Below are 13,952 nucleotides of genomic sequence, written 5' to 3' on the forward strand. Positions count from 1 at the left end.
TGCGACTTCAAGTTCAACCGTACTTCATAACTTTAAGGTTAAGTCCTCGATCGATTAGTATCCGTCAGCTGCACGTGTCGCCACGCTTCCACCCCGGACCTATCCACCTCATCATCTTTGAGGGATCTTACTTACAAATGTAATGGGAAATCTCATCTTGAGGGGGGCTTCATGCTTAGATGCTTTCAGCATTTATCCCGTCCACACATAGCTACCCAGCGATGCCTTTGGCAAGACAACTGGTACACCAGCGGTGTGTCCATCCCGGTCCTCTCGTACTAAGGACAGCTCCTCTCAAATTTCCTGCGCCCGCGACGGATAGGGACCGAACTGTCTCACGACGTTCTGAACCCAGCTCGCGTACCGCTTTAATGGGCGAACAGCCCAACCCTTGGGACCGACTACAGCCCCAGGATGCGATGAGCCGACATCGAGGTGCCAAACCTCCCCGTCGATGTGGACTCTTGGGGGAGATAAGCCTGTTATCCCCGGGGTAGCTTTTATCCGTTGAGCGATGGCCCTTCCATGCGGAACCACCGGATCACTAAGCCCGTCTTTCGACCCTGCTCGACTTGTAGGTCTCGCAGTCAAGCTCCCTTATGCCTTTGCACTCTACGAATGATGTCCAACCATTCTGAGGGAACCTTTGGGCGCCTCCGTTACACTTTAGGAGGCGACCGCCCCAGTCAAACTGCCCACCTGACACTGTCTCCTGCCCGGATCACGGGCAAGGGTTAGAAGTCCAATACAGCCAGGGTAGTATCCCACCATTGCCTCCTCCGAAGCTGGCGCTCCGGATTCCAAGGCTCCTACCTATCCTGTACAGGCTGCACCGGAATTCAATATCAGGCTACAGTAAAGCTCCACGGGGTCTTTCCGTCCTGTCGCGGGTAATGCGCATCTTCACGCATATTATAATTTCACCGAGTCTCTCGTTGAGACAGTGCCCAGATCGTTACGCCTTTCGTGCGGGTCGGAACTTACCCGACAAGGAATTTCGCTACCTTAGGACCGTTATAGTTACGGCCGCCGTTTACTGGGGCTTCAATTCAAAGCTTCGCTTGCGCTGACCTCTCCTCTTAACCTTCCAGCACCGGGCAGGCGTCAGCCCCTATACGTCACCTTACGGTTTTGCAGAGACCTGTGTTTTTGCTAAACAGTCGCCTGGGCCTATTCACTGCGGCTCTCTCGGGCTTTAACACCCTACCAGAGCACCCCTTCTCCCGAAGTTACGGGGTCATTTTGCCGAGTTCCTTAACGAGAGTTCTCTCGATCACCTTAGGATTCTCTCCTCGCCTACCTGTGTCGGTTTGCGGTACGGGCACCTCCCGCCTCGCTAGAGGCTTTTCTTGGCAGTGTGAAATCAGGGACTCCGGGGAAAATTCCCCTTGCCGTCACAGCTCAATGTTATAGGAACGGGATTTGCCTCGTTCCACACCTCACTGCTTAGACGCGCATGACCAACAGCGCGCTCACCCTATCCTTCTGCGTCCCCCCATTGCTGATAACGGCGGGGAGGTGGTACAGGAATATCAACCTGTTCTCCATCGTCTACGCCTTTCGGCCTCGACTTAGGTCCCGACTAACCCTGAGCGGACGAGCCTTCCTCAGGAAACCTTAGGCATTCGGTGGAAGGGATTCTCACCCTTCTTTCGCTACTCATACCGGCATTCTCACTTCCAAGCGCTCCACCAGTCCTTACGATCTGGCTTCGACGCCCTTGGAACGCTCTCCTACCACTGACACCAAAGGTGTCAATCCGCAGTTTCGGTGATCCGTTTAGCCCCGGTACATTTTCGGCGCAGCGCCACTCGACCAGTGAGCTATTACGCACTCTTTAAATGGTGGCTGCTTCTAAGCCAACATCCTGGTTGTCTGGGCAGCGCCACATCCTTTTCCACTTAACGGATACTTGGGGACCTTAACTGGCGGTCTGGGCTGTTTCCCTCTCGACTACGGATCTTATCACCCGCAGTCTGACTCCCAAACATAAATCATCGGCATTCGGAGTTTGTCTGAATTCGGTAACCCGGGATGGGCCCCTAGTCCAAACAGTGCTCTACCTCCGAGATTCTTTCGTTTGAGGCTAGCCCTAAAGCTATTTCGGAGAGAACCAGCTATCTCCAGGTTCGATTGGAATTTCACCGCTACCCACACCTCATCCCCGCACTTTTCAACGTACGTGGGTTCGGGCCTCCAGTAAGTGTTACCTTACCTTCACCCTGGACATGGGTAGATCACCTGGTTTCGGGTCTACGACCCCATACTCATTCGCCCTATTCAGACTCGCTTTCGCTGCGGCTCCGCATTCTCTGCTTAACCTTGCATGGAATCGTAACTCGCCGGTTCATTCTACAAAAGGCACGCCATCACCCATTAACGGGCTCTGACAACTTGTAGGCACACGGTTTCAGGTTCTCTTTCACTCCCCTTCCGGGGTGCTTTTCACCTTTCCCTCACGGTACTGGTTCACTATCGGTCACTAGGGAGTATTTAGCCTTGGGAGATGGTCCTCCCGGATTCCGACGGAATTTCACGTGTTCCGCCGTACTCAGGATCCACTCTGGAGGGGATGGACTTTCGACTACGGGGCTTTTACCCGCTATGGCGGACCTTTCCAGGTCGCTTCGTCTAATCCATCCCTTTGTAACTCCGTATAGAGTGTCCTACAACCCCAGGAAGCAAGCTTCCTGGTTTGGGCTCTTCCCGTTTCGCTCGCCGCTACTTAGGGAATCGATTTTTCTTTCTCTTCCTCCGGATACTTAGATGTTTCAGTTCTCCGGGTGTGCCTCGTTCACGCTATGTATTCACGTGAACGTACTGCCCCATTACGGGCAGTGGGTTTCCCCATTCGGAAATCTTCGGATCAATGCTTACTTACAGCTCCCCGAAGCATATCGGTGTTAGTGCCGTCCTTCATAGGCTCCTAGTGCCAAGGCATCCGCCGTGCGCCCTTTCTAACTTAACCTTCATACGGCTTTCGATAAGCTGCGCATCACTTCGTCAGCTTCTTCACTCCGGTCCTCACGTGCCTAAGCACGCTCCGGTCCTCGTTCGGTCGCTTCCTCGTCCTGCTTGCTTCTCGAAACCCTCGGGTGAGTAGTAGTATATAGCGATATATACATACTAACTCGTTAAAAAAGTATTGTTCAATCACAAAAGTGATCGACTCGGTTGATTACTTGATGTTTTGTTGCTTCAATGTCGTTTTATCCAGTTTTCAAAGAACAAGTTTCGAAGAATCATCATAGAAGATGAACCTTCAAAACTGAACGCAAAACGTCAACGTATGAACCGGAGGTTCATATTCCGTAATTATCCTTAGAAAGGAGGTGATCCAGCCGCACCTTCCGATACGGCTACCTTGTTACGACTTCACCCCAATCATCTGTCCCACCTTCGGCGGCTGGCTCCCGTAAGGGTTACCCCACCGACTTCGGGTGTTACAAACTCTCGTGGTGTGACGGGCGGTGTGTACAAGACCCGGGAACGTATTCACCGTGGCATGCTGATCCACGATTACTAGCGATTCCGGCTTCATGCAGGCGAGTTGCAGCCTGCAATCCGAACTGGGAACGATTTTATGGGATTGGCTCCCCCTCGCGGGTTCGCAGCCCTTTGTATCGTCCATTGTAGCACGTGTGTAGCCCAGGTCATAAGGGGCATGATGATTTGACGTCATCCCCACCTTCCTCCGGTTTGTCACCGGCAGTCACCTTAGAGTGCCCAACTGAATGCTGGCAACTAAGATCAAGGGTTGCGCTCGTTGCGGGACTTAACCCAACATCTCACGACACGAGCTGACGACAACCATGCACCACCTGTCACCGCTGTCCCCGAAGGGAAAGACATGTCTCCATGCCGGTCAGCGGGATGTCAAGACCTGGTAAGGTTCTTCGCGTTGCTTCGAATTAAACCACATGCTCCACCGCTTGTGCGGGTCCCCGTCAATTCCTTTGAGTTTCAGCCTTGCGGCCGTACTCCCCAGGCGGAGTGCTTAATGCGTTAGCTGCAGCACTAAGGGGCGGAAACCCCCTAACACTTAGCACTCATCGTTTACGGCGTGGACTACCAGGGTATCTAATCCTGTTTGCTCCCCACGCTTTCGCGCCTCAACGTCAGTTACAGACCAGAAAGTCGCCTTCGCCACTGGTGTTCCTCCACATCTCTACGCATTTCACCGCTACACGTGGAATTCCACTTTCCTCTTCTGTACTCAAGTCCTCCAGTTTCCAATGACCCTCCACGGTTGAGCCGTGGGCTTTCACATCAGACTTAAAGGACCGTCTGCGCGCGCTTTACGCCCAATAATTCCGGACAACGCTTGCCACCTACGTATTACCGCGGCTGCTGGCACGTAGTTAGCCGTGGCTTTCTAACGAGGTACCGTCAAGGTACGGGCAGTTACTCCCGTACTTGTTCTTCCCTCGCAACAGAGCTTTACGATCCGAAAACCTTCTTCGCTCACGCGGCGTTGCTCCATCAGACTTTCGTCCATTGTGGAAGATTCCCTACTGCTGCCTCCCGTAGGAGTCTGGGCCGTGTCTCAGTCCCAGTGTGGCCGATCACCCTCTCAGGTCGGCTACGCATCGTCGCCTTGGTAGGCCGTTACCCCACCAACTAGCTAATGCGCCGCGGGCCCATCCTGCAGTGACAGCCGAAACCGTCTTTCAGAGTTCTTCCATGCGGAAGAACCGATTATTCGGTATTAGCCCCGGTTTCCCGGAGTTATCCCCATCTGCAGGGCAGGTTGCCCACGTGTTACTCACCCGTCCGCCGCTAATATCAGGGAGCAAGCTCCCTTCAATCCGCTCGACTTGCATGTATTAGGCACGCCGCCAGCGTTCGTCCTGAGCCAGGATCAAACTCTCCATAAATCTGGCGGCCGATGCACGGCGCATTGCGTTGTCGATTTCGGTCGATCAGTCAGTCACGTACTGAAGTACGCTCCTTCCCTCTCTCCCTCATCTCCTAGCACTGCACCACGCCTCGACCACCAGACACGAGAAATTCGAATAGCTCGAGTTTCTTGCTGGCATCATTTTTATGATGTCAATTTTGAATCCTAAGATTCGTTTGTTCTTTTTACCGACGGGGTCGGCTTCAGAACTTTATTTGTTGACGTTTTGCTGTTCAGTTTTCAAGGTTCATTTGTTTGTCGCTCCGTTAGAAGCAACTCTTATATAATACCACGTTGCAATTTCGATGTCAATAACTTTTCTCGAAAAGTATTAAGCTCTTTCGAAGTGATTATTTAGTTACCGGAAGTGCAACGTTATTTACTATAACATCTTGTCTTTTTGATTGCAACACTTTTTATATTTAAAATAGATTAGCCGTGTTATCTATACATCGGCTAATCTATCATCATTCCAAAATTGATTCAATCACCAAGTCACGATTTGTTGAGAGATCAATAACGAGACCATCCGAGTCTTTCTTTATCATTGGTCTTAATGGAGTATCACGATGTAAGAACATGACCTCGCCAAGTTCACCGTTGTTTAACTTCACCCGTGTTCCTATAGAAAGGTTTCCGACGAGGTTTTGAAGTGCATCCACCACTTTAATATCAAACTTGCCAAACTCGTCTTCTTTAATCATCTCGATCACTTTAAACGGCGAAAGTTTAGGTTTATATAATCTATCTGATGTCATCGCGTGAAAAACATCTGCTACAGCGAGGATCTGAGAGAACACTAAAATAGTCTCCATTTTTTCTCCTCTTGGGTAGCCGCTTCCGTCAAGACGCTCATGATGCTGAAGAATTGCCAGTTTCATATCCTGCCTAATGAGAGGCGAGGTTTGAATCATCTTTACGCTGAATAGAGTATGTTTCTTAACTTCATTGAATTCCTCTTGGGAAAGGGATGCTGTCTTTTCTATTATTGAAGGTGCAATTTTTGCCATGCCGCAATCGGCTAAAGTTCCGGCTAAGCCAAGTTGAATGATATCGCCCTTTTCGTAACCCATTTTCTGGCCGATAGCTGCTGAAAGGATTCCCATAGCGATTGGATGATGGTATAGGTATTCTTCTGGGGTTGAAAAATCATTTATCATCGTTAACATTGTTTTTTGTGCTATGAACTTCTCCAATAACGGTATGATGAATGATCGAATCTTTGCCACCTGAGGAAGTTGCCCAGATCGCCAATTATTGAATTCCCTTTTAAAATCCTGAACTGCTTTGTCGTAAGGGTTCTTTAGCCAATATTGGTTATCTGAAGTATTATCTGTGTCTACCAATGCATCAGAGTTTGTTTCATCACTCTTGTTTAAATTCTCCTCCACTTTGACCTGTTTCACGCCAAACACTTGGAGCACTTCTATATGTTCAAGTGTAAGCTCCGTTCCTTTTCGCATGATTGGATATTTTGTCTTGCAATATACATCTTCCTTCAGTAAAGATCCAACTTGCAGTTCGCTTACACCTTTTATCGATTCCATACTTAAGTCTCACCGCCTTACGATTATCTTCTATTAGACTATTATACTAAAATTCACAGAATTAGACGACAAAAAAAGTTATTGAAATGACTCAAGTCATTTCAATAACCTTTACATTCAATCTATTTTAATCTTCCTCATTTGGTTCTGTTGTTTCATTGTCTTCCACGGAATCAGCTAACTCTTCAACCTCTTCGTTAGTTTCTTCATGTTCTTCTTCATGTTCTTCTTCTTGCTCTTTCTCTACTTTAGCAACCGTTGCAACAAGCTCATCCTCGCCTAATCGGATTAGACGAACACCTTGCGTGCTTCTGCCAATAGAAGAAATATCCTCAATATCCATTCGGATAAGGATGCCATGAATAGTGATCAACATCAGGTCTTCAGTGCCGTCAACTGTTTTCATCGCCACAAGTGGTCCATTTCTATCAGTGACATTCAAAGTCTTCAAACCATAACCGCCACGGGATTGGATTCGATACTCTTCTTCAGGAGTACGCTTTCCAAAGCCTTTTTCCGTGACTACAAGAATTTCATCACCTTCAGCAACAGTATCCATGCCTACTGCGATATCGCCTTCGCGTAAACGGATTCCTCGTACGCCACTTGCAACACGTCCCATTGAACGGATATCTTGCTCGCTGAACTTGATGAGCATTCCGTCCCGTGTACCGATTGCAATGTTCTGATTGCCATTCGTCATTTTTACGCCAATCAATTCGTCGTCGCCACGTAATGTCAAAGCTATCAAACCATTGGAGCGGATATTGGCAAAATCAGCAACGGAAGTACGCTTCACAATTCCTTCACGGGTAGCAAAGAATAAGTATTTCTCCGCCTCAAACTTTTCGACCGGAATCATTGCCGTCACTTTTTCATCCTTATCGAAATCTAAAAGATTGATAATCGGTAGACCTTTTGCCGTACGGCTATACTCAGGTACCTCATATCCTTTTTTACGGAATACTCTACCCCTACTCGTAAAGAATAGGATTGTATCATGTGTAGATGTGTTCAACAAATGCTCGACAAAGTCATCATCATTTGTACCCATTCCTTGAATACCCCTACCCCCACGGCGTTGGCTTCTATAGGTGCTTGCTGGAAGACGCTTAATATAGCCATTATGCGTCAACGTCAATACGGAGTTCTCCACAGGGATCAAATCTTCATCCTCAAGCATCTCGGCTCCGCCAGACGTGATATCAGTTCTGCGATCATCCGCAAAACGCTGTTTCACTTCAAGCAGTTCCTCACGGATGATTTCTACAACTTTTTGTTCATCTGCAAGAATTGCACGTAATTCAGCTATTAAAACAAGGAGCTCTTGGTACTCGTTCTCAATTTTATCACGTTCCAAACCAGTCAAGCGTTGGAGGCGCATATCAAGGATTGCCTGTGATTGGCGTTCCGTTAAATTAAAACGCTCCATCAAGCCTGTTTTAGCTTCCTCCGTAGTTTTAGAACCACGGATCAATGCGATAATTTCATCGATATGATCAAGAGCAATTCGTAGACCTTCCAATATGTGTGCCCGGTCTTCAGCTTTTCTTAACTCATATTGAGTTCTTCTTGTAATTACAACCTTTTGATGTTCTAAATAGTGATACAGTATTTCTTTCAGTGATAATATTTTCGGCTGTCCATCAACTAACGCCAACATATTAATACCGAAGCTCGATTGGAGGGCTGTATGTTTGTATAAATTATTAAGTAATACATGTGCATTAGCATCCCTGCGCACTTCAATGACGATACGCATTCCCGTTCTATCGGATTCATCCGCCAAATGGGTAATACCATCTATACGCTTATCACGGACAAGTTCAGCAATCTTTTCAACAAGGCGAGCCTTGTTGACTTGGTAAGGTAACTCCGTAACAATAATTGTTTCCTTGCCGTTTGACTGCTGTTCGATTTCGACCTTACCGCGGATGACAATAGATCCGCGTCCAGTTTCATACGCTCTTCTGATTCCGCTTCTTCCAAGGATTATACCCCCGGTAGGAAAATCAGGACCAGGAATGATTTCCATCAATTCCTCAGTCGTAATTGCCGGATTGTCTGCCATAGCAAGTACACCATCAATCGTCTCGCCTAAGTTGTGAGGGGGGATATTGGTTGCCATACCTACCGCAATCCCAGACGTACCGTTAACGAGTAAATTCGGAAAACGGCTCGGAAGTACTATCGGCTCCTTCTCCTGTCCGTCATAGTTATCTTGGTAGTCAATTGTGTCCTTATTGATGTCCCGGAGTAATTCCATTGCTATGCGTGACATTCTGGATTCTGTATAACGCATCGCTGCCGCCGAATCACCATCTACGGAACCAAAGTTCCCGTGACCATCGACAAGCATATAGCGGTAGTTGAAATCCTGAGCCATCCTTACCATCGTGTCATAGACGGCACTATCACCATGAGGGTGGTATTTACCGATAACGTCGCCGACAATACGGGCTGATTTCTTATGTGGTTTATCCGCAGTATTTCCAAGGTCTTGCATTGCATAAAGGATTCGGCGGTGAACAGGCTTTAGTCCATCCCGTACATCCGGCAATGCCCTAGAGACGATAACGCTCATTGCATAGTCAAGAAAGGACGTTCTCATCTCTGTACTGATGTTGATTCCTTGAACACCACGTTTAGGCATATCTGCCATTATGTCAAACTCCTTTCAACTCAGGCGCCTTTTACTGAACAACCTGTGAACTGAACAAAGCCCCTCACTTCCAGGGCAAAGTGTATTTTATCAAGTATCCAAATTCTTAACATACATCGCATTTTCCTCGATGAATCTACGTCTTGGTTCAACTTCGTCGCCCATCAATTGTTCAAACGTTGCGTCCGCATCAAATGCATCATCAAGATGAACTTGAAGTAAAGTCCGCTGATCCGGATCCATTGTCGTCTCCCATAATTGAGTGGCATCCATTTCACCAAGACCTTTATAGCGAGTGATGACTGGCTTAGGAGATGCCGGAAGACGTTCGAGTATTTCTTGCAATGCTACTTCATCAAAACAGTATTCCTCATGTTTCCCTTGTTTGACCCTGTATAGCGGCGGTTGAGCGATATACACATATCCTGCCTCAATTAGAGGACGCATGAAACGGAAGAAGAATGTTAATAATAATGTTCTAATATGCGCTCCATCGACGTCGGCATCTGTCATGATGACAATTTTATGATAACGTGCTTTCGAAAGATTGAATTCGTCGCCAATGCCAGTACCAAGGGCTGTAATCATCGTACGAATTTCAGCATTTCCTAAAATACGATCCAATCTGGCTTTTTCGACGTTCAGTATTTTACCGCGTAATGGCAAAATTGCTTGGAAATGACGATCGCGTCCGCTTTTCGCCGAACCACCCGCCGAGTCACCCTCAACGATATACAATTCACTAATCGCCGGATCACGTGAAGAACAGTCTGCAAGCTTACCAGGAAGACTGGATACTTCCAATGCTGATTTACGTCTTGTCAATTCCCTCGCATTTTTTGCAGCAATTCTTGCCCGTGCAGCCATAAGGCTTTTATCGATGATTAAACGAGCTGTATTTGGATTTTCCAATAAGAATCGTTGGAAGCCTTCGGAAAACAGGGCATTTGTAATCGTACTGACCTCTGAATTCCCTAATTTCGTTTTCGTTTGACCTTCAAACTGCGGATCTGGGTGTTTGACTGAAATGATTGCCGTCAATCCTTCACGGACATCTTCTCCCGATAAATTCGGGTCAGACTCCTTCAACATCCCATTCTTCCTTGCATAATCATTTACAACACGTGTTAATGCTGTCTTGAAGCCTGATTCATGCGTACCGCCTTCATAGGTGTTGATATTGTTGGCGAATGATAATAGATTTTCTGCAAAGCCGCCATTATATTGCATGGCAATTTCAATTGAGATTCCATCTTTCTCGCCCTCTATGAAAATCGGTTCTTCATGGACCGGTTCTTTGTTTTGATTTAGATGTTCAACATACGATTTAATACCGCCCTCGTAGTAGAACGTATCGCTACGTTTCTCTTCTCCCCGCTCATCCGAAATCGTTATGCGCAGGCCTCTATTCAAATAAGCAAGCTCACGAATACGGTGAGCCAAAATATCGTATTCATATTCAGTCGTTTCCTTAAAAATTTCAGGATCCGCTTTAAATCGAGTAGATGTACCGGTTTCGTCGGTTTCACCTATAACTTCAAGCTCTCGCACAAGACCCCCGCGCTCAAATCTGATGAAATGGACTTTCCCATCAAGTTTAACGTATACTTCGGTTGCTTCGGAGAGTGCATTCACAACAGATGCCCCAACCCCATGCAAACCACCTGATACTTTATAGCCTCCGCCGCCGAACTTACCGCCAGCGTGGAGAACTGTCATGATGACTTCTACAGCAGGCCTACCTGTTGACTCTTGAATGCCGACAGGGATACCCCGTCCGTTATCATCCACGCGAATCCAATTATCCTTTTCAATTGTCACTTCAATATGATCACAATAGCCAGCCAAAGCCTCATCGATACTATTATCGACAATTTCCCATACAAGATGGTGGAGACCACGTGAACTTGTTGTACCGATATACATGCCCGGACGTTTACGAACTGCCTCCAGACCTTCAAGGACTTGAATCTGATTCGCATCATAGGCTGTTTGCAATTCTTTTTCTTCCATCGCCAAAATGTTCACCTTTCCTTTCCGAACATCAATCGTTAAGCATCTTCAAACAATTCTTTACTTTCCTTTGGAAACGAGATTGACAGGTTGTCAATTCAATTGGTTTCCCTTATCTGAAACACTACCTGCCGATACTTCATACAATTCGGCTTTTCGAATCGTTTCATGATCGAGTCCAGCAATGTTCGTCGTAGTCACGAACGTCTGGACTTGCCCTTGCATGGTATTCAACAGATGGGATTGACGATAGTCATCAAGCTCAGACAGGACATCGTCCAATAACAGAACCGGTGTTTCACCGACTTCCTGTTTGACGAGGTCAATTTCAGCAAGTTTTAGTGACAATGCCGTCGTGCGCTGCTGCCCTTGCGATCCATATGTCTGGATATCGTATCCATTCACAAAAAAATGGAGATCGTCACGGTGTGGTCCAACCAGTGTCATTCCACGTTCCAATTCTCGACGTCTCACTTCTTGCAGTTTTCTAATGAGTATTTCTTCCATCTGTTCGACAGTCTGCCCAGAATCGAACTCTTTTAATGTCCCATAAGTTACTTTAAGCTGTTCAAGTCCTCGGGAAATTCCTTTATGGATAGGTTCAGCCCATTTTTGAAGTAATTCAACAAAATAATATCGTTTTCGAATAATTTGTACGGCCACTTGGACATATTGTTCTGTATAAATATCGAACATGACGTTCGAGAAATCCATTTTTCCACGATTCTCTTTAAGTATTGCATTCCGTTGCTTTAATATCTTTTGGAAGGTCAGCAGATCATGAAGATAGACCGGGGATATTTGTCCGATTTCCATATCTAAAAATCTTCTTCGGACCTGTGGGCTTCCTTTTACAAGATTCAAGTCCTCCGGAGCAAACATGACAACATTGAGTTGACCGATATAAAGGCTTAGGCGGTTCTGTTCCAAATGGTTAACTCGAGCCTTCTTGCCTTTTTTTGAAATCGTCAATTCAAGTGGGAGACGTCCATACTTACGCTGTATGTCCCCTTCTATTTTACCATACTCTTGTTCCCAACGTATAAGTTCACGATCATTTGATGTTCGATGTGATTTTGCCATGGACAAAACATATATCGCTTCCATGATATTCGTCTTGCCTTGTGCATTTTCACCGATTAAAACGTTGATTTGAGGGGAAAAGGACAATTCAAGGGAAGCATAATTCCGATAATCTGTCAGAGATAGGCGTTCAATGAACATCCGATTGACCATTCACAGATGAGGATATTTTGAACCTTCCTGCATTTGGAATATTAACGACATCACCATCGTAGAGTTTCTTGCCCCTACGTCGTTCTTCTTCTCCGTTCACGTAAACTGCATGTTCTTCCAAAAACCATTTGGCCATTCCACCAGAGCTGATTGCATTGGTCATTTTCAACAATTGGCCTAATGTAACAAACTCCGTATCAATTTGCATGACTTCCATCCACTTCAATCCTTCTCAAATTAGTCTGTCTCTCTATTTTACCGAACTTTTCGCTATAAGTAAAAAGGATAGCCAAAAAACTGACTACCCTTCTTTTCGTCGCTATGAAAGCTATAAATATCAACATGTGGATAAAAATTAAAATGTCCTGACAGGTAAAATCAATTGAAGGATTGCATCGCTGTCAATTGATTTTAAAATGAATGGTCTCATTGCACCAGTGAAATGAATGGCAATATCCTGTCCATCAATGGCTTTCAATGCATCCATCATGTACTTCGCACTAAAGGAGATTTTTAAATCTTCTCCTGTTACATCAATAGCTTCGATCAATTCTTCAACCTTACCTATTTCAGGTGAATTTGATGAAACTTCAAGCATTTTTCCTTCATCAGCAAAAAAACGTACAATGTTATTCCGCTCTTCACGAGCAAGCAAAGATGCACGATCGATTGCTTGTAATAACTGGCGACCATTCACTGTAACTGTTGTTTTGTATTCAGATGGTATTAACCTCGATGTATCCGGATAATTCCCTTCAAGAAGCCTTGAGTAAAAAAGAACATTTCTGGACTTGAAAAGGACTTGCTGGTCTGCAATAACAATTTCAACAATATCTGAGTTGTCCGGAAGTACTTTATTCAACTCTTGAAGACTTTTCCCTGGAATGACGACACTAAATGGGCTTTCAGGCATGACTTCCGGCGTAATTTCTCTTCTTGCAAGTCGGTGGCTGTCTGTAGCGACACAAACAAGCTTTTCATTCACCGTTTCCCAGTGAACACCCGTAAGAATCGGCCGAGTTTCCTGTTGAGATACCGCAAATACAGTTTCTTTAATAAGCGATTTCATCAAATCAGCCGGTAAAGAGAAACGGTATTCATCTTTCACATTCGGTAGTACAGGGTAGTCATCAGAATTGGATCCTATCAGGTGAAACTCCGATTTACCGGATTTGATATGAGTCTGCATTCCATTCTCAATTTCAATCGTAACATCATTTGTCGGTAGTTTTCTAACGATTTCGCTGAAAACTTTAGCCTGAAGGATGATGGAACCTAATTCAATTACACGAATGATTTGTTCTCCATCTTCTTCAATCGGGATAAATGTGCAAATCGTAATATCCGAATCACTACCAGTCATCGTTAAACCTTTTTCAGTTACGTCGATTTTAACGCCGGTCAAAATGGGATTCGTCACTTTTTGACTGATTGCTTTCATGACGTCATTTAAACCTTCAAGCAGCCAATCTCTCATAATTTCAAATTTCATTTTGCACCCTCGCTTATATATTAATTAGTTAAGTAATAAAGATAGTAATAGTAATAGGGGCTGTGGAAATGTTGATAAGCCCTAAAAACCTATATGTTAGAA

At 45.8% G+C, this 13,952-nt stretch carries 6 protein-coding genes and 2 rRNA genes; all 8 read right to left on the reverse strand.

All coding sequences use genetic code 11. The features are described from left to right. Positions 1–34: 34 nt before the first annotated feature. A 23S ribosomal RNA gene (locus NSQ43_RS02220) occupies positions 35–2,968 on the reverse strand. Between the two features lie 357 nt (positions 2,969–3,325). After that, positions 3,326–4,877 (reverse strand): 16S ribosomal RNA (locus tag NSQ43_RS02225). Together the 16S and 23S rRNA genes form the textbook arrangement of a ribosomal RNA operon. 490 nt (positions 4,878–5,367) lie before the next feature. Further along, a complete protein-coding gene (locus NSQ43_RS02230; protein ID WP_339252646.1) occupies positions 5,368–6,447 on the reverse strand; it encodes an HD-GYP domain-containing protein in 1,080 nt (359 codons plus the stop codon). Between the two features lie 127 nt (positions 6,448–6,574). Further along, a complete protein-coding gene (gene gyrA / locus NSQ43_RS02235) occupies positions 6,575–9,109 on the reverse strand; it encodes a DNA gyrase subunit A (protein WP_339252647.1) in 2,535 nt (844 codons plus the stop codon). Between the two features lie 90 nt (positions 9,110–9,199). Then, positions 9,200–11,122, reverse strand: a complete 1,923-nt coding sequence (gene gyrB / locus NSQ43_RS02240; RefSeq protein WP_339254748.1) for a DNA topoisomerase (ATP-hydrolyzing) subunit B — start codon at positions 11,120–11,122, stop codon at positions 9,200–9,202. A 93-nt stretch (positions 11,123–11,215) separates the two neighbouring features. Further along, entirely contained in the window at positions 11,216–12,346 is a 1,131-nt protein-coding gene (gene recF / locus NSQ43_RS02245; protein ID WP_339252648.1) for a DNA replication/repair protein RecF, read from the reverse strand. Further along, on the reverse strand, positions 12,336–12,575 hold the full coding sequence (gene yaaA, locus NSQ43_RS02250; RefSeq protein WP_339252649.1) for a S4 domain-containing protein YaaA: 240 nt from the start codon (positions 12,573–12,575) through the stop codon (positions 12,336–12,338). Before yaaA ends, recF begins: the two co-directional genes overlap by 11 nt. A gap of 138 nt (positions 12,576–12,713) precedes the next feature. Next, a complete protein-coding gene (gene dnaN / locus NSQ43_RS02255; RefSeq protein ID WP_339252650.1) occupies positions 12,714–13,850 on the reverse strand; it encodes a DNA polymerase III subunit beta in 1,137 nt (378 codons plus the stop codon). Positions 13,851–13,952 lie beyond the last annotated feature (102 nt).

This window comes from Sporosarcina sp. FSL W8-0480 (assembly GCF_037963765.1).
Lineage (GTDB): Bacteria > Bacillota > Bacilli > Bacillales_A > Planococcaceae > Sporosarcina.

What these genes read in the sequence shown, in the direction of transcription:
- NSQ43_RS02230 (WP_339252646.1), bottom strand. Translation starts at nt 6,447, where the DNA reads ATGGAATCGATAAAAGGTGTAAGCGAACTGCAAGTTGGATCTTTACTG.
- gyrA (WP_339252647.1), bottom strand. Translation starts at nt 9,109, where the DNA reads ATGGCAGATATGCCTAAACGTGGTGTTCAAGGAATCAACATCAGTACA.
- gyrB (WP_339254748.1), bottom strand. Translation starts at nt 11,122, where the DNA reads ATGGAAGAAAAAGAATTGCAAACAGCCTATGATGCGAATCAGATTCAA.
- recF (WP_339252648.1), bottom strand. Translation starts at nt 12,346, where the DNA reads ATGTTCATTGAACGCCTATCTCTGACAGATTATCGGAATTATGCTTCC.
- yaaA (WP_339252649.1), bottom strand. Translation starts at nt 12,575, where the DNA reads ATGGAAGTCATGCAAATTGATACGGAGTTTGTTACATTAGGCCAATTG.
- dnaN (WP_339252650.1), bottom strand. Translation starts at nt 13,850, where the DNA reads ATGAAATTTGAAATTATGAGAGATTGGCTGCTTGAAGGTTTAAATGAC.